This is a genomic window from Psychrobacter sp. UBA3962 (assembly GCF_002385225.1).
Classification (GTDB): domain Bacteria; phylum Pseudomonadota; class Gammaproteobacteria; order Pseudomonadales; family Moraxellaceae; genus Psychrobacter.
The window spans coordinates 1-21249 of the sequence record NZ_DGDC01000051.1; the positions used below are offsets into that span (position 1 = coordinate 1).

The 21249-nt window shown below is 41.4% G+C and carries 15 protein-coding genes; 11 read left to right on the forward strand and 4 right to left on the reverse strand.

Annotated elements, in window-relative coordinates:
- Nucleotides 1–60: 60 nt before the first annotated feature.
- A complete protein-coding gene (locus tag B3S92_RS11735; RefSeq protein WP_296206359.1) occupies nucleotides 61–876 on the forward strand; it encodes a 4'-phosphopantetheinyl transferase family protein in 816 nt (271 codons plus the stop codon).
- Nucleotides 877–980: 104 nt separating this feature from the next.
- On the opposite strand, the gene B3S92_RS11740 is transcribed toward B3S92_RS11735, so the two are convergent.
- Nucleotides 981–1865 carry a hypothetical protein gene (locus B3S92_RS11740; protein WP_296206361.1) on the reverse strand — a complete coding sequence of 295 codons (885 nt, stop codon included), beginning with the start codon at nucleotides 1863–1865 and terminating at the stop codon, nucleotides 981–983.
- Nucleotides 1866–2609: 744 nt separating this feature from the next.
- Here B3S92_RS11740 and ahcY point away from each other — a divergent pair.
- The 7 genes from ahcY to B3S92_RS11775 all read left to right on the forward strand — a co-directional run bounded on the left by ahcY (nucleotide 2610) and on the right by B3S92_RS11775 (nucleotide 13662).
- Entirely contained in the window at nucleotides 2610–4031 is a 1422-nt protein-coding gene (ahcY, locus tag B3S92_RS11745) for an adenosylhomocysteinase (RefSeq protein WP_296206363.1), read from the forward strand.
- Nucleotides 4032–4166: 135 nt separating this feature from the next.
- Entirely contained in the window at nucleotides 4167–5030 is an 864-nt protein-coding gene (metF, locus tag B3S92_RS11750) for a methylenetetrahydrofolate reductase [NAD(P)H] (RefSeq protein WP_296206365.1), read from the forward strand.
- A 4-nt stretch (nucleotides 5031–5034) separates the two neighbouring features.
- A complete protein-coding gene (locus B3S92_RS11755; protein ID WP_296206367.1) occupies nucleotides 5035–5928 on the forward strand; it encodes a 16S rRNA (uracil(1498)-N(3))-methyltransferase in 894 nt (297 codons plus the stop codon).
- A gap of 529 nt (nucleotides 5929–6457) precedes the next feature.
- A complete protein-coding gene (locus B3S92_RS11760) occupies nucleotides 6458–8251 on the forward strand; it encodes an acyl-CoA dehydrogenase C-terminal domain-containing protein (protein ID WP_296206370.1) in 1794 nt (597 codons plus the stop codon).
- A gap of 117 nt (nucleotides 8252–8368) precedes the next feature.
- Complete coding sequence (locus tag B3S92_RS11765) at nucleotides 8369–10153, forward strand: acyl-CoA dehydrogenase C-terminal domain-containing protein (protein ID WP_296206373.1); 1785 nt, start codon at nucleotides 8369–8371, stop codon at nucleotides 10151–10153.
- Between the two features lie 220 nt (nucleotides 10154–10373).
- A complete protein-coding gene (locus tag B3S92_RS11770; RefSeq protein ID WP_296206376.1) occupies nucleotides 10374–12776 on the forward strand; it encodes a site-specific recombinase in 2403 nt (800 codons plus the stop codon).
- Between the two features lie 151 nt (nucleotides 12777–12927).
- A complete protein-coding gene (locus B3S92_RS11775) occupies nucleotides 12928–13662 on the forward strand; it encodes a glucose 1-dehydrogenase (protein WP_296206379.1) in 735 nt (244 codons plus the stop codon).
- A gap of 171 nt (nucleotides 13663–13833) precedes the next feature.
- On the opposite strand, the gene B3S92_RS11780 is transcribed toward B3S92_RS11775, so the two are convergent.
- The 3 genes from B3S92_RS11780 to pdxA all read right to left on the reverse strand — a co-directional run bounded on the left by B3S92_RS11780 (nucleotide 13834) and on the right by pdxA (nucleotide 16849).
- Nucleotides 13834–14670, reverse strand: a complete 837-nt coding sequence (locus tag B3S92_RS11780; RefSeq protein ID WP_296206381.1) for a symmetrical bis(5'-nucleosyl)-tetraphosphatase — start codon at nucleotides 14668–14670, stop codon at nucleotides 13834–13836.
- Between the two features lie 86 nt (nucleotides 14671–14756).
- Entirely contained in the window at nucleotides 14757–15662 is a 906-nt protein-coding gene (gene rsmA / locus B3S92_RS11785) for a 16S rRNA (adenine(1518)-N(6)/adenine(1519)-N(6))-dimethyltransferase RsmA (RefSeq protein ID WP_296206384.1), read from the reverse strand.
- Nucleotides 15663–15745: 83 nt separating this feature from the next.
- A complete protein-coding gene (gene pdxA / locus B3S92_RS11790) occupies nucleotides 15746–16849 on the reverse strand; it encodes a 4-hydroxythreonine-4-phosphate dehydrogenase PdxA (RefSeq protein WP_296206398.1) in 1104 nt (367 codons plus the stop codon).
- 711 nt (nucleotides 16850–17560) lie between these two features.
- On the opposite strand from pdxA, the gene dnaB reads away from it, so the two are divergent.
- From dnaB to B3S92_RS11805, 3 genes are all read left to right on the forward strand, one after another.
- Nucleotides 17561–19000 carry a replicative DNA helicase gene (gene dnaB / locus B3S92_RS11795; protein WP_296206386.1) on the forward strand — a complete coding sequence of 480 codons (1440 nt, stop codon included), beginning with the start codon at nucleotides 17561–17563 and terminating at the stop codon, nucleotides 18998–19000.
- A gap of 171 nt (nucleotides 19001–19171) precedes the next feature.
- Nucleotides 19172–20239: a threonine aldolase family protein gene (locus tag B3S92_RS11800; protein ID WP_296206389.1), complete on the forward strand. Its 1068-nt coding sequence runs from the start codon at nucleotides 19172–19174 to the stop codon at nucleotides 20237–20239.
- A 115-nt stretch (nucleotides 20240–20354) separates the two neighbouring features.
- Nucleotides 20355–21155: an enoyl-CoA hydratase/isomerase family protein gene (locus B3S92_RS11805; RefSeq protein WP_296206394.1), complete on the forward strand. Its 801-nt coding sequence runs from the start codon at nucleotides 20355–20357 to the stop codon at nucleotides 21153–21155.
- Nucleotides 21156–21249: the final 94 nt, after the last annotated feature.

Here is a 21249-nt window from a genome sequence, read left to right on the forward strand (position 1 = left end):
CTTAACTGACTGGCATTACAGCTTAGGCTGGGTTTTTCATATCCGGATTTTACTCCTATCATGACAGCAGACTTTACCATTAAAGATTTATCTTTATCCGATACCCACTACTTTGGCTTCGATATCCAAGGTTATAGATCACCTTTATCCTCTGCAAAGAGCTGTGCGGCTATAGCTGTTTCAAGCTTTGTCTATCCTAGCACTAATGTAAATTCTGCCAATATCAGAGCAGATAGCAAAATAAATAATAAACTCCTCCTAGCCAAAGCTCAGAAATATGCGGTGAGAAAATTATTGTTTCAGCTTATCTTTGAAAAGATGAAAGATTGGGTATTTACTTATATTGATATTAATGAGGTCAATTTATTCAAAGCTAACAGCTTAAGACTAGTAGAAAGTAGCTATCCTTATAGATTACTGCCTTTTAATTATTACGTTTGCTTTACCCACTCGGCCAATAAGATTGCTTGTGCTATTCATGCAAAAAAACCAATTGGCATAGACTTAGAAGTCAATCCTGTCTCAATGAAACTAGCCCAACGCTACTACACATTAGAAGAAATGAAGTGGCTAGCAAAGTTAAATGATGACCGCCTACCCCAAGCCTTAAATTTATTATGGCAGTTGAAGGAAGCTTCAATTAAACAAACTAAAGCCAATAAGGCAAATTTACTGTCAGGACTCAAAGAAAGTAAGTTACTTGCTGCAAAAAAACTTATGCTTAAGTCTGCTAAAGATCAAGATCGTACAACCGATATATCTATTTTTAATAATCAAATCTCTACTAAAATCTACCGTTATCAATATTTGACAGATCATGAAAACACCACTACTTACGTCTATATAGCATCAGAAAACTTAGTAGCAATCTGGTAATGATCTTATTATCTAGATATAGCCACCTGACTCTTAAAATATTTTAACCATAAAAAAAGCATCCCCGAAGGGATGCCTTTTTATCATTTTGGCTTAGCCAATAATTAGAAGCGGTAAGTTACACCAGCTTTAACCATTGGGTACCAAACGTTGCTGTCTTCGATGTCTTCTTTAGCAGCTTGTACTAATGATTTACCAGATTCAGCAATTACTCTATTCGGGCTTTCATCTTCACTATATACGTTAGCATCCATCTTACCCATGTATGCTGCACCGATCTCACCGAACACACCCCAGTTTTGGTTGATGTTTGGACGATAGCCAACAGTTAAGTATGGAGCTAGTTTGTTTCTGTTTTCAACTTCAACTTTAACAGTGTCACCATTGTTTACGGTATATTGAGTACCGTTGATTCTAACATTAGCATTAGAACCTTCTGTAGGAGTTAACTCAGCTTTTAATTCATTTTTTGGAACTAAAATACCAGTACCGATTGTGAAGTTGTTAGCCCATGGACGTAAGTTAACGCCAAGGTATGGGTTGCTGAAGTCAGCATCATATTTCATTTCGCCTTGGAAGTTACCCCAACCGTCACCTAGAGCTTTACCCCAGTTGATCCATGAATCGCTAGCGTCTAAGTCTTTAGTACCGTCGTCGCTAAAACCGTTCCAACCAGCAGTTAGTTCAGTAGTTTCGTTTAGGCCCCAAGCGATGTTAGCACCGTAACCTAAAGTACCGATCTCAGCGCTTACAGCAGCTGGATGAGTTACTGTGTTGAATAGAGTTTTACCAGTACCAACTACAGCACCAGTAGTGTTAGCGATAACGCCAGCATTTTGGTCATATTGGTAAGCAACTGGTTGTGCGTCAGTAACTACTACTACATCGTTAGCAGGTTGTGTATCAGTAACTACTACTACGTCTTGAGCCATTGCAACTGATGAACCTAGTACTGCTGCTGCAACTGCTGTTAATTTAAAAAGTTTCATAACATCTCCAAAGAATATAACTTAATTGAACCATGATTGAGTGTCTAATAAACAAAAAAGCAATTCAAGCTTATTATAATTATCATGCACTTAATAATAATAGTACATAACTATATAAAGGCCACTCGAATTGCTCATCCATGAGACACCTTAGAGGTTTCCCGAATCCATGTGTCTATTAAACACTTTTTTACAATTAAAGTCATCCCCTAAAAGTTGCCTTTTAATAGGGATTCTGTAATTTTTACTTACAATTTGTAAGTTGGGTTGCATTATACCCTGTGATTATACAGAAGCCTAATACTTTATTTATGAACCCTTAAGTCATTTAAACACGAAAAACCAAAACACTTCAGATGACATTAGTCAGCACATCTATTACAATAGGCAGCTGCCGAGAGGTGTTGCGCCAGTGAAGCTTGCTAACGACTATAGTTGCTATTATAGCATTTGATACTACTTTAGCTAAATTAGATAAAGTTCACTGTCAGGCTCGGTTAGCCTTTATATAGCTATAATCTTATATAGCTTATTTATAGCCTCATCAATTTTTCAGAGTTTAAACTTCTGATACTCCATTTAAATGGGTCTAATTTACGAGTTATTGGCTGTAACATTAATTTGTTGCTCCAACAATCTAATAAGTTGAATTAACTGTATTTATACTGATGTGTAGCTAATGGGCAAACAACGACACCTGCGTTTCTTTCACCTTAATTTTTTATCAATACCAAGGAGCTCGAGATGGACGCAGTGTCTAACATCGATTCAAAAACCAATTTAGAAAACTTCAGCGATTATAAAGTAGCTGATATCAGCCTAGCAGATTATGGCCGTCGTGAGATCTCATTAGCAGAAGCTGAAATGCCAGCGTTAATGGGCTTACGTAAACGCTATAAAGAAGAGCAGCCTTTAGCGGGCGCAAAAATCCTAGGTTGTATTCATATGACCATCCAAACCGCGGTACTTATTGAGACCCTAGTTGAGCTAGGTGCTGAAGTACGCTGGACTTCATGTAATATCTTCTCTACTCAAGACCATGCTGCTGCGGCAATTGCTGCAAGTGGTGTGCCTGTATTTGCTTGGAAAGGCGAAACGGAAGAAGAGTACGAGTGGTGCTTACGTCAACAATTATTTGTGGGCGGTGAAGAAAAGGGCCAACTATGGGATGCCAACCTTATCCTAGATGACGGCGGTGACTTAACTGCTTTAATCCATAATGACTATCCACAAATGCTAGAGACCATCAACGGTATCTCGGAAGAGACCACCACTGGTGTTCATCGCTTAATCGATATGCTTAATAAAGGGACGCTAAAAGTACCAGCTATTAACGTAAACGATGCAGTGACTAAGTCTAAAAACGATAACAAATATGGTTGTCGTCACAGCTTGAACGATGCCATCAAACGCGCCACGGATATGTTACTTGCCGGCCGCCGTGCTCTAGTTATCGGTTACGGTGACGTGGGTAAAGGCTCAGCGCAAAGCTTACGTCAAGAAGGCATGATAGTTCGTGTTTCAGAAGTTGACCCTATTTGTGCTATGCAAGCCTGTATGGATGGCTACGAACTAGTGTCTCCGTATATCGATGGTAAGAATACCGATTCAGCAGAAGGCATCAACACCCGCCTATTACAAGATACTGACTTAATTGTTACTACTACCGGTAACTACCACGTTTGTGACAAGCACATGCTTGCTGCGTTAAAGTCAGGCGCTGTGGTTTGTAACATCGGTCACTTCGACACCGAAATCGATACTCAATTTATGCGTGACACTTGGAACTGGGTAGAGATCAAGCCTCAAGTTCACCAGGTTTATCGTTCAGAAGATAAAAACGATTACCTAATCTTATTAGCAGAAGGCCGCTTAGTAAACCTTGGTAATGCTACTGGTCACCCATCACGCGTCATGGATGGTTCATTTGCCAACCAAGTACTGGCTCAAATGTATCTTCATGAAGAGAAATTCTCTGAATTACCGGCAGATGAACGTGCCAACGGTTTATACGTTAAAGTATTGCCTAAGAAACTGGATGAAGAAGTTGCCGCTGCTATGGTCGCAGGCTTTAACGGTGTCATGACACAGTTGACCCCTGAGCAAGCAGATTATTTAGGCGTTCCTGTCGAAGGTCCATTCAAGCCTGATGACTATAAGTACTAATGTTAATACTTTTTAGTATTTAACTTTTAGAAGTAAACTTATTACATTAATAGCTGTTTATTTTAAGGGCTGAGAAATTGGATCAATTTCTCAGCCTATTATTAGGGCGGTATATTTTTTCATCAAGGATAGGACATGAGCAAGCCACAATTTTCTTTTGAGTTTTTTCCAACTAAAACAGATGAAGGCATCACTAAGTTATATCAGACTTTTGATACTTTAAATGAGTTGGCGCCAAGCTATTTTTCAGTAACCTATGGTGCCGGTGGTACCACTCGCGAGCGTACCTTAGGAATTGTTGAGGCACTAAAAAATCGTGCTAACACCCCTATTGCCCCCCATATTTCCTGTATTGGTGATAATAAAAGCCAAATTGCAGAACTTTTAGACTTCTATAAATCTATCGGCATCAGCCGTATGGTAGCTTTACGAGGCGACTTACCTTCAGGCCAAGTAGGCATGGGTGAGCTGCCCTTCGCTGTGGATTTGGTTCGTTTTATCCGTGAGCATTCAGGCGATCACTTCCAAATTGAAGTCGCTGCTTATCCTGAAATGCACCCGCAAGCCATAAGCTTTGAGCAAGACATCCAAAACTTAATCAATAAATTTGAAGCAGGCGCCAACTCTGCGATTACCCAGTTCTTCTATAACGCTGAGAGTTATTTATATCTACGGGATGCTTTAGAGAAGCGCGGTGTCGATACCGACAAGCACAGACTGGTTGCCGGTATTATGCCCATTATTAATGCCAGTAATTTAATTCGCTTTGCGGACAGCTGCGGCGCAGACATTCCTCGTTTTATTCGTAAGCAGCTGGCTGACTACGGAGATGACCGTAAAGCCATTCGTGAGTTCGGCTTTGAAGTAGTTCACCGCTTATGTGAAGTACTTATAGCTGAAGGCGTGCCTGCCCTCCACTTCTACACCATGAACCGTGTTGAACCTAACAAGCGCCTAGTACAATCATTAGGCTTGACCTCTTCAAGCACACAGGCTTAATCGCATGCGTCGTTTTTTCTTTAATCCGAATTTAGCACAGCTAAGTTCGGAATCCTCCAATACTACCTCTACTCCCCCCTACTTAAGCCAACTTGCTATTGGCAGTGTGCTTACTTTGACAGAGGATATTTATCATCATTGGTGCCGTGTGTTACGGGCTAAAGTGGGTGAACAAAGTCTAATCTTCGATGGCTTAGGCGGTCAGAGCCTCATAGAGCTTGAGTCTATTGATAAGAAGTCAGCTCAAGCCCGTATCATTGCCCATGATAGTATCGATAATAGCAGTAACTTTCACAGTACTATTGCCATCGTCATGAGCCGTGGCGATAGAATGGATTATGCGATCCAAAAATCTACTGAATTGGGCGCGACTGCCATTCAGCTACTTACTAGCCAGCACGGTGAGGTAAGATTAAAAGCCAATCAAGTCGATAAAAAACTCAACCACTGGCAACAAGTGGCCCTATCTGCTTGCGAACAATGCGGGCTTAATCGTCCTCCTTTAGTGATGTCGCCGGTGTCTATTGAACAGTGGCTACAAGACCAAAGTGGTGAGGTGCATAGTGACGTGAGCTATCTAATAGAGGACGACTATTATCAACAGTATTTTGATCAGCCTACCCTGCCCTTAGTGTTGGCCGTACCCAGTCAACAAGAAAAACAGCAATTGGATATCCATGCCTCAATTAGGCAGCAATTTTCTGAAGCTAAACACACCCAATCTAAGCCCAGATTTGACATTCTAATCGGTGCAGAAGGCGGGTTATCAGAGTCTGAATATCTTCAAGCGCGTGACATCGACTATCTGCCTTGGCAGTTGGGCAATCGAGTATTGCGCACAGAGACGGCGCCCGTGGTTGCCTTAGCCACTTTAATGCATATTAGCGACACTCTTTAAGTAAGTAGTGATTTTTTAGGCAGTAGTTTTTTAAGCAGCAATTTAGTCTTAAATCATCGGTACTAACTCTGCTTTTGCTTATTTTTTATTTAACTTTTATTTACTCATAATTAGCCGGCAACAAATAAATTTGTGCCGGCTTTTTTTGCTTTTAAAGCGTGATATAAAAACTATAAAAAACGTATTTTTTATAATTTAAATTATTTTTTGTGACCCGTAAGTCTTTGCAAATGCTTGTAAAGTAATGGTTTAGACTCTATCTTTTCATCTATAAATTTTTATTAGCGATAGCCATATTTAAGACAAACCCTTATTAAATACGACTTTATTTACTAACAAGCCTTCTTATCGCCATATAAAAATAAATGACTATCAAATTATTCTAATTTTCTTTATCCAACTTACTGTCAAATTATTTATAAGCATCTATACAGCACCTTGCTGACTGGTGCCTTGTAACTAATAAAGTAATTTGTACAGCCTAAAACCTAAAGTAGTCAACTCAAACCATTCTTTAAAGGATAATAACATGCAATACAAAGCACCCCTTCGTGATATGCAATTTGTTCTACATGAGCTTTTAGACAGTACCTCTCATTACAAAAGCATTCCTGAGTATGAAGAAGTTGAAAGAGACATTATTGACAGCTACATCGAAGCTGCTGCCAGCTTTGCAGAAAATGAAATTGCCCCTCTAAACCGTAGTGGTGATGAAGAAGGTTGTACCTTTGAGAATGGTAAAGTAATCACACCTAAAGGTTTTAAAGAAGCTTATAAACAGTACTGCGAACTAGGTTTTGCAGCGCTTGCAGCCGATGAAGAATTCGGTGGCCAGAACATGCCTTTTTCATTAAGTACCGTAGTTAACGAAATTATGGGCTCTGCCAACTGGTCATTTTCAATGTATCCTGGTCTGTCTCACGGTGCTATTCAAACCATTGAGCATCATGGCACAGATGAACAAAAAGCAATTTATTTAGAAAAAATGGTCACTGGCGAATGGTCAGGCACCATGTGCTTAACAGAAGCCCATGCCGGCTCTGACTTAGGTATTATCCGCACTAAAGCTGAGCCTAATGACGATGGCTCTTACAAAATCACTGGTCAAAAAATCTTTATTTCAGCCGGTGAGCACGATATGACGGACAACATTATCCATATCGTTCTAGCGCGTCTACCGGGTGCTCCAGCGGGTACTAAAGGCATTTCACTATTTATCGTCCCTAAAGTAAATGTCAACACAGATGGCAGCCTAGCAGAACCTAACCAAGTTACTTGTGGCTCTATCGAACACAAAATGGGTATTAAAGCATCTGCCACTTGTGTGATGAACTTTGATGGTGCTAAAGGTTTCTTAATTGGCCCAGAAAACCGTGGCTTAAACTGTATGTTTACCTTCATGAATATCGCACGTATTCTAACTGCAGTTCAAGGTTTAACTGCTTCTGAAATTGCTTTCCAAGGCTCACTTGAGTATGCCAAAGACCGTCTAGCAATGCGCTCAATGTCAGGAGTTAAAGCACCAGACAAAGTAGCGGATCCAATCATTGTTCACCCAGCAGTTCGCAACATGCTATTAACTGAAAAAGCATTTGCTGAAGGTGGCCGTGCCCTAGCCTACTACCTATCTTTCTTCGCTGACGTTGTGGTAAAAGGTACGGGTGAAGAACAAGAATATGCTGACCAAATGCTGTCCCTATTAACCCCAATCGCTAAAGCATTCTTAACAGAGACTGGCTATGAAGCTGCTAACCATGGCGTACAAGTTTATGGCGGTCATGGCTTCATTCGTGAGTGGGGCATGGAACAAAACGTACGTGACACCCGTATTGCCTGCTTATATGAAGGCACCACTGAAATTCAATCATTAGACCTTCTAGGCCGTAAAGTATTAGGCTCACAAGGTAAGATGTTGGCCAACTTCACCAAAGTCATTAACGACTTCTGCAAAGAGCATGAAGGTGATGAAGCAATGGGTGAATTTGTCCGTCCTCTTGCTGAATTAAATACTGAATGGGCTGAATTGACAGCGCGCATTGGCAAGCAAGCCACTCAAAACCCAGATGCAGTAGGTGCAGCAGCTGTAGACTACATGTACTTCAGTGGTTATGTCACTCTAGCCTACCTATGGGCCCGTATGGTTGCTGTTTCTAAACAAGCGCTTGCAAACGGTACCACTGAGACTGGTTTCTATGACGCGAAGATCAAAACTGCTCAGTTCTACTTCAGCAAGTTATTACCTCGTACGCGCACTTATGTTGCTCGCATTGACACCGGTGCAGAGCCGTACATGAGCATGGATGTGGATCAGTTTGCATTCTAAACGCTACTTTTCACTACTACTTAGTGTTTTAGATTAGTGCTATTATTTATCAGTAGCACTAATCATTTTAGACCAATAACTTAATAAATTAATTTCAAATATATCAAAGGACTTCTTATGGCTATTTATAATCCACCTTTAGATGAAATGCGTTTCATGCTAAACGACGTTTTTGACGTTGAAAAATTCTGGCAAGCCAATGAAAACCTAGCCCACGTTGATATGGATACCGTCAACATGGTACTTGAAGAGATGGCTAAGCTGTCTAAAAATGTATTACTTCCTCTTAACCGCACAGGTGATGAAGAAGGCGCAACTTACCAAGGTGACGGTGTTGTTACCACACCTACTGGCTTTAAAGATGCTTTCAAACAGTATGCTGAAGCAGGTTGGATTGGCCTAGGTGGTGATCCTGAGTACGGCGGTCAAGGTTTCCCTAAAATGGTGACCATGCTGACTGAAGAAATGGTGTTTACAGTAAACCAAGCTTTCGCTCTATACCCTAACCTATCTGTGGGTGCGACGCTTTGTCTATTGGCTTCAGCTTCTGAAGAACAAAAGCAGCTTTACCTTGAAAAAATGTACTCAGGTGAATGGTCAGGTACCATGTGCTTAACTGAGCCACATGCTGGTACTGACTTAGGTATTATCAAAACCAAAGCTACTCCTAATGAGGATGGCAGCTACAACATCTCTGGTACCAAAATCTTCATTACCGGTGGTGAGCATGACCTAACTGAAAACATCATTCACTTAGTATTGGCTAAAACACCGAATGCCCCAGAAGGTTCTAAAGGTATTTCTTTATTCGTAGTGCCAAAATTCATTGTTAATGAAGATGGTAGCCTAGGTGAGCGTAACACCTTAGCAGCCGGTTCTATCGAACACAAAATGGGTATCAAAGGTTCGGCAACTTGTGTTATGAACTTTGATAATGCCAAAGGTTGGATGGTTGGTGAAGAAAACACTGGTCTAGCTTCTATGTTCGTAATGATGAACTATGAGCGTGTGACTATGGGCTTACAAGGCCTAGGCGGTACTGAACTTGCGTATCAAAATGCTGCAGCTTATGCGCTAGACCGTGCACAAGGCCGTAGTGATACTCAAATCCAAAGCCCAGAGAAACCTGCTGACCAAATCATTCATCATGCAGACGTGCGCCGTATGCTATTAAACGCTCGCGCTAATGCTGAAGCTTCTCGCTGCTTCGCTATGTATGTGGCTAAGCAATTAGATGAGTCTAAGTTCAGTGTTGATCCTGAAAATGCTAAAGCAGCTGCAGCTCGTGTTGCGTTATTAACCCCTATCGCTAAAGCCTTCTTAACTGACAAAGCATTAGAAGCGACTGTGGATTGTCAGCAAGTATTCGGTGGTCATGGCTATATCCGTGAATGGGGTATGGAACAGATCGTTCGCGATACTCGTATCTCACAAATCTACGAAGGCGCTAACGGCATTCAGGCTTTAGACTTACTAGGCCGTAAGATCTCTCGTAACAATGGTAAATACTTAGAGAACTTCTTAGCTGAAATCCGTGATTTCGTAGCCAATATGAAAGCGGATCATGAGATTAAGCAAGCCACTCTAGAGGCAGCAGAAACCATTGAAGAGCTAACCACAACGGTACTAACCAACATCAGCACTCGTAAGAGCGAAATCAATGGCTGTGCGGTAGATTACTTACATGCTATGGGTTATTTGTGCTACGCGTTTATGTTCGCTATGATGGTAGAAGCAGCTCATGATAAAGAAGGTGAGTTCTACGCTAATAAGCTAAAACTAGCTACTTATTTCGTAGGTCGTATCCTACCTCGTATCAAAGCACACGCTGAGATGGTTAAGACCGGTAGTGACCCAATTATGGACTTTGATTTACAGTATTTTGAACAAAATATTAGCTAATTTAAAGCCGACTTGAATCTTGGAAATAGTTTATAATCCCTCTTAACTTTACAAGAAGACAGCTCTAGAAGCTGTCTTTTTTGTCATTGTATGACTGTCTTGCCTTCCGCTAATTATAGGTATCTATCTTCATTTTAACTTTAAATATGCTATTAAATTAATTGAAATTAATAGAGCTTTACGATACCTTCTCAATATCTGATCGAATAAGGGTAATTAAGTGGCAGAATTAAAAGATATTTTGCATAAAATAAATGCACTGTGCGATAGCCCTGAGCCCTATGTGCTCAAAAGATTGATTGATACTTTACGGGTATCAGAAGCTGAATATAAGAACAATCCCGATCTACCTAACGAAAGAATCGGGCAACTAAATGCACTGTTAAGACAGTACCCTACGTATGCTAATGGTCTGGCCGTCTTTGTTCTAACTTTACTCAATAATTACCATAGAATGTCGTTATACACCGACACGGGTATTTTATCAGACCAAACCTTCTCCAATAGCTTAATGCGCTTAATTGGGCATCGCTTTGTCCCTCTATTACCTGAAGATGACTCTATTGTAGAACTGGTTGCCTATTTATTTGATGGCAAAGATGATGAACGCTGGTTAGGTTCCATTAACGAAGAGCTATGGGATGAGCTAGTAGATCTCATTATGGTGGATGATGCCCACTCTAACCTAGTGGCGACTGCTAAAAACAACATTCTAAATGCGTTAGTTATCTTATCTTACCGCGTTAGTGGTATCGGCTTGCATCCTGACTTGATGAAAGCTTATCCGCAAATGCTCGATTACTCAGCCGCTTTTGTGGCTCAGAACCAAGAAGCGGTACTTTTTGCTAACGAATATCGAGAAATACACCAATTAGACAATTATGAAGATGCCGTTCCGGGTCGTGAGATTGACCCAGGTCCTTTACTGGTAATGATTGAGCAGTGTGACAATATTGTCAACACGGTACGTAAGCGTATCTACAAGACTGGTATTTCAATTCGTTCGACCAATATGCTACTGCGCCTTGAGCAAAGCTTAAATCGTATGCAAATATTAAGCGAACTGCTAGCGAAGAATGATAAAAATCGTGATAAAGCCATCGTTGAGCTGACACAAACTATTATTGTCAGTGTTAAACGCCGCTATAGTATTAGCTATTTGATTGATAATAACACCAAGCTACTGTCTAGGAAAATTACTGAAAACTCAGGGCGTGTTGGTGAGCATTACATTAGTACAGATAAGGCTGGCTATAAGAAAATGTTCAAAATGGCAGCGGTCGGTGGTTTTATGATCGCCTTTATGGCCACAATCAAAATTTTATCTTACGACTTAGAACTCGCGCCAATGAGTCGGGCTTTTGTTAACAGTATGATTTATGGTTTGGGCTTCGTATTTATCCATATCATCCATGGGACAGTTGCGACCAAACAGCCAGCGATGACCGCGGCGGCTATTGCTTCAACCATTTCTGATAGCTCGGGTAAGAAATCTCATCAGTTGGCCAAACTTTCAGAGCTGATGGTAGATATCATACGTACCCAGTTCATCGCCATTATGGGTAACGTGCTGATTGCCATGCCTTTAGCACTTATCATATCTATAGTGTGGTTGCAGGCCAAAGGCACACCGATGATCGGTATTGATCAAGCCGAGCATCTATTGCATGACTTGGACCCTTTCCACTCTCTGGCGATATTCCATGCGGCCATTGCAGGGGTGTTCTTATTTTTATCAGGCTTGATTGCAGGTTATTATGATAACTTAGCCTTATTTAATAATATCGGTGAGCGTATTGCCCGTCATAAGCTGTTACTGCGCTTTGTATCGGAGTCTTGGCTACAGCGACTGGGAACTTTTGTTGAAAACAACTTAGGCGCCATTATGGGAAACTTCCTGTTTGGTGTATTCCTTGGCAGTACCGCCACAGTGGGCTTTATATTCGGAATGCCGTTAGATATTCGCCATATTGCATTCGCCTCAGCCAACTTCTCACATGGTATATTTAATATGGCGGCCGATGACTTTGGTCTTGGCATTGTTCTGATCTCTCTACTCGGTGTGATTCTTATTGGTCTGGTCAACTTATTGGTCAGCTTCTCATTAGCCATGATTGTAGCCTTACGCTCTAAAGGCGTTGAGGTTATTGAATGGAAGACCATCAGTAGATTGATGTACACCCACCTAATGACCCAGCCTAGAGACTTCTTCTTACCGCGTCCAGAGCCGATGACGTACGCCAAGATTGATAGCCAAGGCTACATGATTTATGAAGAAGCGGGTAAAACACAAAAGCACAAGCTGTTCCCAAAACACTTTGCTGTGCGTAGACTCTCAAACGTGCGGGTGGTTCCAGAGGGAGTCGCTATCGATACCAAACGTATTGATGAGATGAATGAGAAAAAAGAATTCCAAGATAAACTCAGCAGTGATCAGCCGCCCGTTACTACTGAGAAAAAAATAGTTAATTTGGATGATCAAGAATTTGAGTTGGTGAGTGCTGAACTTCTCGAAACAGGTATCGTTGAGGCAAGTACAGAGGGTGCATCAAACAATGACAAAACGAAAAATGCCAAAACTCCATTACCCAAACCCAAAAATCCTCCCAAGCTTCCCGAATAAGCGTTGTAACGGATAGACAATATTCATTTATATATTATTAGGTATAATAAATTAATAGCGATACTAAGCTGCGTGTAGTCTCTACGGGCCAGCTGAGCTTATCGCTAATTATTATTAATACCTATCATTATAAAATAACAAAGAGAATATTATGGGACGCTTACAAGATAAAGTCGTTATTATCACTGGAGCAGCACAAGGTATGGGTGAGACCCATGCTCGTAAATGCTTTGAGCAAGGTGCAAAAGTGGTCTTAACCGATATCAATGAAGAAAAAGGACAAGCGCTAGCAGACTCTCTTGGAGACAATGCGCTATTTATCAAACACGATGTTACCAGTGAAGAAGATTGGTTAAACGTTGTCAAAACTACTGAAGATAAATTCGGACCTGTCAACGTTCTGGTAAATAACGCCGGTATTACCATGGCAAAGTCTTTATTAGACATGTCATTGCAGGACTATCGCCGTATTCTGGATATCAACCAAGTTTCTGTATTCTTAGGGATGAAGTCGGTTGTTCCTTCAATGAAAAAGACCAACAATGGCTCAATCATTAATATCTCTTCTATTAATGGTTTAGTCGGTGGCGCTATTGGCTATACAGACTCCAAGTTTGCCGTACGCGGTATGAGCAAAGCCGCAGCTCTAGAGCTGGCAAGCTCTGGTATTCGAGTCAACTCTGTTCATCCTGGTGTGATTGCAACCCCTATGATTATGCAGGGAGACACCAAAGATGCAGTCGATAAAATTGCTAAAACCATTCCTCTAAAACGTGTGGCACAGCCTGAAGAAGTGAGTAATCTGATCCTGTTTTTGGCGTCAGATGATTCTAGCTACTCAACAGGCTCAGAGTTTGTGGTAGATGGAGGCATGACCGCTCAATAGGCTGTCAGGGATAGTTTAACTCTATATAAAATACAAAAAGCACAAGTCAGAAATGACTTGTGCTTTTTTAGTTTAAACACTGCTCTCTATTAGAGCTATAAATTTATTAGAACTAAAAGCTCTACTTAACGACTATAGTTATTGTTTCTTAATCTCTTAGCTCATGAGGCCTTAAGATTTTGGGCACTTATCTGAAGAGGTGAAAATCTTACCATCCGCTAATCGATAGGCCACCAAACAGTTGCCCCACACACAGCCCCCATCTAGAGCTCTAACTGTAGGCAAATCAACTTCAGCCTTTAACGCTGCCCAGTGTCCAAAAAGAATCTTACGATCACGAGGCACCTCCCACTCAAACCAAGGACGGAATGACTCCGGCATTTTATCAGTCAAGCTAGATTTAAAGCTAAACTCAAGAGAGCCATCTTGTTTACACAGCCGCATTCTAGTGAGATAGTTGGTGATGGCTCTAATACGGGTAAAGCCATTGAGCTGGTCTGACCAATCATCTGCTTCCCCACTATACAAATGCGGTAGCACCCTATCAAGTTGGAAAAACCCACTAGAAAGTTGTACTTGTACTTCACGGGCATATCGTGCTGCCTCGCTGATTTTCCAATGCGGTGGAATACCCGCATGAACCAATACCGTCTGCTCATTAGGAAAAGCCATTAACGGCTGGCAACGAAGCCAATTAAGCAACTCATTACAATCTGGTGCCTTGAGAATAGCCTCAGTTTGATCTTTTTTCTTTAAAGGAGCAAAACCGCGCCATACTGCAATTAAATTAATATCATGATTGCCCAATACAGTGGCAGCCGCTCCCTGCTCACATAAGCCTTTGACATGACGTAAGGTGGATAAAGAATCTTCGCCTCTGGCTACTAAATCTCCCACAAACCATAACTTGTCTTGAGCAGGATCAAAGTCTATTTTTTTTAGAAGATCTAGATAGGCCGCGTAACATCCTTGTAAATCTCCGATAACATACTCGGAACGATATTTCATATATTCACTCAGTTTGATTGGTAGTATTTACTCTTTTATTGGTTTTAATTTAGACTATCCTCGTCCTAGCGCCCTAGTCTTGTCGCTCAATCATTGCCCTCTTCAGGCTGATTTTGTAGCTTACTATTTACTAGGTTGCTTAGCGCCACGAAGTCTTTAACATCCAAAGTCTCAGGACGAGCGTTGCCTTCGATACCAATAGAGGCAAAATCCTCATCACTCAATGTTGCCATTAATGAAGACTGCTTAAAGATAGCCCGTAAGGTCTTACGACGATGGTTAAACGTCTCACGCACCACTAACGCAAACAGTTTTTCATCTTCTGCTTGTACCGGCTTGGTAAGGTGTGGACGTAGACGGAATACAGCACTGGTTACTTTTGGGGGCGGATTAAAGGCGCCTCTTGGTACTGTTAGCAAATATTCCGTTTCACAGTAGTACTGCATGATAACTGATAAACGGCCATATATTTTGCTTCCCACATCAGCGGTTATGCGCTCTACGACTTCTTTTTGTAGCATAAAATGCATGTCTTCAATAATATCTGAGTACTCCAATAAGGTAAATAAAAGCGGAGTAGAAATATTATAGGGCAGGTTACCTACGACACGAAGCTTGTTCGATTTAACGCCCTCAGCTTCTTTGTCATAAAGAGTTGAGTAATCAAACTGCATGGCATTGGTATTGACAATATTGAAATTAGGACGGCTGTTAGCCCCAATACGAATACGCAGGCTGCTGGCCAGATCACGATCCAGCTCAATCACCGTCATGGCATCGACTTGCTCTAATAAAGGTTCCGTTAACGCACCCATACCTGGCCCAATCTCAACCAAATTATCGTCTCGGTTAAGACCAATAGAATCCACAATTTGACTGATGATACTCTCATCGTGCAAAAAGTTTTGACCAAACCTTTTTCTAGGCTGATGTTTGGCTGCCCTTTGTAAGGTGTCATGTAACGGATGTTTTGAAGCGTCTGAATGTGTCATAAGTCGGTAGATATCAGTTAGTAAAGAGGTCTAGTTTAGCATATTTCAATGAATTACTTATCTATCCAGCCTTGAAAACTCACTCACTTCGAGACTAGAGTGGATTTGACCATATCATTGGCCATAGTTAAGGCTTGCCATAGACTACTGCTACTCGCCTGCCCGCCTTTAGTGTCAGTGGGCTCAGCAGTTGCATTATTACGCTTCCCAGCCAAATCTAAGGCGGTACCATGGTCCACTGAGGTGCGGATATAAGGCAAACCTAACGTTAGATTCACCGTATCTCCGAAGCCATGCGATTTCAATACCGGCAAGCCTTGATCATGGTACATAGCAATGACGGCATCACAGTGCTTGAGGTGTCTTTGGGTAAATAGAGTATCGGCAGGCATAGCGGAGGAGATATTCACCCCTTGCTCCTGAAATTGTTTCAATACTGGGTTAATAATTTCAATCTCTTCGGTGCCTAGATGACCATCCTCACCGGCGTGAGGATTTAGACCACACACTAAAACCTTCGGATCTTTGAGCCCAAATTTTTGTTGCAAATCATTTAATAAAATTTGTACTGTTTGGCGCACATTATCTGGGGTAATCGCTGTTGCTACTTCCTTCAGGGGCATATGAATAGTTACCAGAGCCACTTTCATGGCCTTATTGGCTAGCATCATCACTACTTTATCACAGCCGCTTTTTTGCATAAAAAACTCAGTGTGACCGGTAAACATCGACCCATCTTCTAAAGTGATGCCCGCCTCGATTAATACTGACTTTTGTAAAGGTCCGGTCACAATAGCACTCGCCGCTCCAGATTGAGCAAGCTTATGAGCTATCTGTAACTGGGTAATGACCATGGCGGCATTATCTACGTTTAATTGCCCCGCAATGACGGGCTGTTGGCAACCAACGTGTATCAAGTAAAACTTGGGAGAGGTATTCGCTATTATGCCTGAGGACTTAGCTTGCAAAATTTTCTCAGTGAGAAATTGCTGTGAGCTATCTGCGACATTCATCACTTCACTGGATTCAGCAATACGCTGCCACAGTGGAGCATCTAAGCTTTGGATTGGTTTGCCATAAACTTGCTCAAATCTCTGTTGTAAGGCCTCCTCATCAGCCAATACCACCACTGGATAGTCAAGGCTGGCAAACTCTCCTGCTAGCGCCAACTGCAATACAATATCCATGCCTATACCAGCAGGCTCACCTGTGGTTAAAATTAAAGGAGATAGGCTAACTGACTGCCCATCACTCCCTGTATTTGGTTCAGCATGGTCTAAATCAGTTGAGTGTGTGGTCATCAATATCACCTTGTTAATAATCACTTTATTAATAATTAGTTGCGGGCAAGCGTAATTTGCTTATCAGTTATACCGCCCTTGATTAGCCCTCATCTAGTCCCAATTATGGGTCTAATGAATAATAGATTCTTCATGATAATGCGCAAGTGGCGAAAATAAAGTCATGTGTTTTTTTAATCTATAAGCGGTGTCAATGTGTTAAACTTTATCGCTCAAATCACAAATTTAATTTATAGCTATATGACTTGCTTTATCACTATATGAATAGTTTTTTCAGACACTTTTAGCAAAAAAACCGCCTTAGCATTACCTAACCTTAACCCTAAATCCTCCTGGTTTCAATATTTAGGGAACAAAGCCTCTGTAAATACCAAAACCTATAAATACTTCAAGTAAGGATTTAATTATTCTGCTTTTTTAGTAGCATCATATGGTGGCAGCATCATAAATAGTAACACCTTGACACCTAATAAAGTAACATCTAATAAAGTAATTCTTCAAAAGTAACACCTAAATAAATAGCAGTACTTTATTTTTCAGCAAGTTGTTTTCGCTGAGCCTATATCACCACTGTACCTTGATAATGACAATAGAACTATGGCCGAAAGTAAAAAAAGAAGTGAAAAAAGTGACAATAATGACGTTGGTTTAACTGATTTATTGAGTCAGCAGCCTCCTCATAACGTAGACATCGAAAAAGCCTTATTGGCTACTTTGATGAGTATTGACGAATCTTTTGACAAGATATCTGACATCGTTACCAAAGATGACTTCTACGCAGGTCGCCATCAGCATATTTTTGCCGCAATCTCTCACCTCGCTATGGTAGGTGAGCCTTATGATACGGTGATGGTACACGACTGGCTTAACTCACAAAAACTATTAAAACAGGCCGGTGGTGAAAGCTACTTGGCCGATATTGTGACCCAAAGCCCCAGTACCATGTTTAACATCGTTTCTTATGCAGAGCGAGTTCGTGAGCTATCCACTTTACGCCAGCTTATTACCGCTGGTAATGAAATGTTAGCCTTGGCTTATGATCCCAGAGAGCGCGGTGTCAGTGACATTCTAGACACGGTTGAGTCCAAAATATTTGCTATTAACGAACAACATAACAGACGTGCTCAGCAAAGAGGGCCTGTCGATGTCGGCTCAGTTCTAGTTAACGTTATTGAACAAATGGATGAACTGAAGAACAATCCAGATGGCATGATTGGCTTAAAAACGCCCTTTACTGAGCTCAATAATAAAACTCAGGGACTGCAACCTGGTGATTTAATCATTGTTGCTGCCCGTCCTTCTATGGGTAAGACCACCTTCGCCATGAACTTAGCCGAAGGGGTGTTATTTCACGAAAACTTACCAGTAATCGTGTTCTCTATGGAGATGCCTGCAGAATCCATTGTTATGCGTCTGCTGTCTTCTTGGGGCCAAATCAACCAAACCAGCTTGCGCTCTGCTCAAATGAATGAAGATGAATGGGCGCGTATGATGAACGCCATCTCTCATTTACAAGACAAGCATCTGTACATTGATGACAGTACTGCCCTTCCCCCATCAGAGGTACGATCACGGTGTCGCCGTATTGCCAAAAACCATGACGGCAAAGTAGGCATGGTGATAGTCGACTATCTCCAGCTAATGAAAGTACCTAGCTTAAGTGGCAACCGTGTGGAAGAGATTTCGGAGATTTCACGAAGCTTAAAAGCTTTAGCGCGGGAGCTAAATTGCCCTGTTATTGCCTTGTCTCAGCTTAACCGAAGCCTTGAGAACCGTCCCAATAAACGCCCTATCATGTCTGACTTACGTGAATCAGGGGCCATTGAGCAAGACGCTGACTTAATTACCTTTATTTATCGTGATGAAGTTTATAACGAAAACTCTGATTTAAAAGGCGTAGCTGAAATCATCATTGGTAAGCAGCGTAACGGACCTATTGGAACCGTTCGTTTGGCGTTCGAAGGTCAATATACCCGCTTCATCAACTTAACGCCTGATCATTATATGGCGGATGCCAGCTTTGAGAACGATGAATAAGTTTTCTACTAATCCCCTACAGATTAACGCTTTAAAATAACTATAAATTATTAGAGTATTGAATTACGTCAACAGAGCTACTTACCTTAGGGTTTAGTGGCTCCTTTTTGTTTCACCCAACTGGCCTCGGCCTAACCTCCGTTATAATAAAAGAGAGTTTAAAACCAAGTTATGTTTCATTTTTTAAACGACTACAGCGAAAGTGCCCACCCTGACATCATTAAAGCCATGCAAGATGCCCACCTACAACAACATAAGGGCTATGGCTTCGATGAATACTCTGATCGAGTACGCGATCAAATCAAGTCGCAATTAGACAACAAAGACATTGCTATCCACTTTGGTATTACTGGCACGCAGGCAAACTTGGTTTGTATTGACGCTATGCTATCGCCCATCGATGGCATCGTAGCTTGTGACACTGGCCACATCGCTGTCAATGAAGCAGGCGCTATTGAGGCCACAGGTCATAAGGTTATTCTGGCAGAGTCTAAACAGGGTAAGTTGACCATTGAAGCCTTGGAGAAAGTGCGAGTACGCCATAGTTTTACTCCGCACGTAGTTAGAGCCAAAGCGGTGTATATTTCTAATACTACCGAGCTGGGTACCGTCTATACCTATGAAGAGCTAAAGGCCTTATCAGATTATTGCCGTAGCAATGATATGTATTTGTTTATGGATGGCGCAAGATTGGGCGCCGCTATGGCTTACACCCATAGCAATCCTGACGAGCGAACTTTAACCTTTGCTGACTTCGCTGAGTTAACCGACATATTTTGGTTTGGTGGGACCAAAATGGGCGCCATGTTCGGTGAGATATTAGTGATCCCCAATAAGAACATTGCCACTGACTTTAATATCTATCTGAAACGTCATGGTGGCTTGATGGCTAAGGGATATTTACTGGGTCTTCAATTTGAGGTTTTATTAAAAGACGACAAGTATTTAGAGCTTTGTCTTCATGCCAATGCTATGGCTAAAAAGCTCTCTGAAGGTTTAGAGCAATGTGGTATTGAGCTATTCGTGCCCACGCAAAGTAATCAGGTTTTTGCCCTATTACCTCCTGAGCTTATTGCCACTTTAAAAACTGAGTTTGATTTTTATGAATGGGAGCAGTTGGATAATGGCTATACCATTTGCCGCTTAGTGACTTCTTGGGCCACGCCTGAAAATCAGGTAGAGCGTTTTATCTCCATGCTAGAAACTAATACGCTAGAGGCCAATACCTCCAATAACTAAACCTTTTGTTAAACCAAGAGAATTGTTTTTGTATCGCTAGCAATAAAAGTGTATAACTAACAAGTGATACCTCTACCCTCTCAATATTTTGCTTCAATGTATTAGGATAGCTATTATGACCCAGTCTCAAGATGTTGTAATTTATAATGTTGAAAACCATATCGCGACCATTACCCTTAATGATCCAAAAAGCTTAAATGCTTTTAGCACTCCAATGAAATGCGCCGTGGTGTCTGCCTTAAACAAAGCTGAAGCAGATGCTGAAGTTCGTGTCATTATTTTGCAAGGAGCCGGTGGTAACTTCTCAAGCGGCGGTGACATCAAAGAGATGCTTTCAGATGGCTTAGAGAAAGAGGCACTTTCAGAAAAGCTAAAAACCATGGTCACTGGAGCGGGCGAAGTCAGTTTGCTACTGCGTAAAATTCATAAGCCTATTATTGCCAAACTTGAAGGTGCAGTTGCTGGTGCTGGCATGAACTTGGCTTTAACCTGTGACTTCCGCATTACTGCTGATAATGCTAAGTATGTACAAGCCTTCATTCATATTGGTCTGGTACCTGATGCTGGAGGTATCTACTTATTAAATGAGCTAATTGGTCCCGCTAAAACCACTGAACTGGTAATGCTGGGGGATAAAATTAGCGCCCAAGACATGGCAGATTTAAACTTAGTGAACCAAGTAGTTAGTGCCGATGACCTTGATGCGGCTGTGTTAAAACTGGCTAATCGCTTAACCCAGCTTCCTGGTACAGCTTTAACTACTATGAAGCATTTGATTAACACTCATGCGTATATGGGTTTAAATGAAGCTTTAGACATGGAAGTACATCAGCAAGCAAGACTGGCTAAAACTGATGACTTTATTGAAGGCATTACCGCTTTTATCGAAAAGCGTAAGCCGGTTTATAATCAGTAATTTTGTTGCTCATAAGACTATGGCTGTTAGACAGTTATCAGCTTAAGCGAATTTAAAAAGGGCTACCTCATGGTAGTAATGCCAGTCAGTTAAG

Excerpts from the sequence above, each read along its gene's own strand:
- dnaB (WP_296206386.1), top strand. The coding sequence starts at position 17,561 with ATGGCCGAAAGTAAAAAAAGAAGTGAAAAAAGTGACAATAATGACGTT.
- metF (WP_296206365.1), top strand. The coding sequence starts at position 4,167 with ATGAGCAAGCCACAATTTTCTTTTGAGTTTTTTCCAACTAAAACAGAT.
- ahcY (WP_296206363.1), top strand. The coding sequence starts at position 2,610 with ATGGACGCAGTGTCTAACATCGATTCAAAAACCAATTTAGAAAACTTC.
- B3S92_RS11735 (WP_296206359.1), top strand. The coding sequence starts at position 61 with ATGACAGCAGACTTTACCATTAAAGATTTATCTTTATCCGATACCCAC.
- B3S92_RS11780 (WP_296206381.1), bottom strand. The coding sequence starts at position 14,670 with ATGAAATATCGTTCCGAGTATGTTATCGGAGATTTACAAGGATGTTAC.
- B3S92_RS11775 (WP_296206379.1), top strand. The coding sequence starts at position 12,928 with ATGGGACGCTTACAAGATAAAGTCGTTATTATCACTGGAGCAGCACAA.
- B3S92_RS11755 (WP_296206367.1), top strand. The coding sequence starts at position 5,035 with ATGCGTCGTTTTTTCTTTAATCCGAATTTAGCACAGCTAAGTTCGGAA.
- rsmA (WP_296206384.1), bottom strand. The coding sequence starts at position 15,662 with ATGACACATTCAGACGCTTCAAAACATCCGTTACATGACACCTTACAA.
- B3S92_RS11805 (WP_296206394.1), top strand. The coding sequence starts at position 20,355 with ATGACCCAGTCTCAAGATGTTGTAATTTATAATGTTGAAAACCATATC.
- B3S92_RS11760 (WP_296206370.1), top strand. The coding sequence starts at position 6,458 with ATGCAATACAAAGCACCCCTTCGTGATATGCAATTTGTTCTACATGAG.
- B3S92_RS11800 (WP_296206389.1), top strand. The coding sequence starts at position 19,172 with ATGTTTCATTTTTTAAACGACTACAGCGAAAGTGCCCACCCTGACATC.
- B3S92_RS11740 (WP_296206361.1), bottom strand. The coding sequence starts at position 1,865 with ATGAAACTTTTTAAATTAACAGCAGTTGCAGCAGCAGTACTAGGTTCA.
- pdxA (WP_296206398.1), bottom strand. The coding sequence starts at position 16,849 with ATGGATATTGTATTGCAGTTGGCGCTAGCAGGAGAGTTTGCCAGCCTT.
- B3S92_RS11765 (WP_296206373.1), top strand. The coding sequence starts at position 8,369 with ATGGCTATTTATAATCCACCTTTAGATGAAATGCGTTTCATGCTAAAC.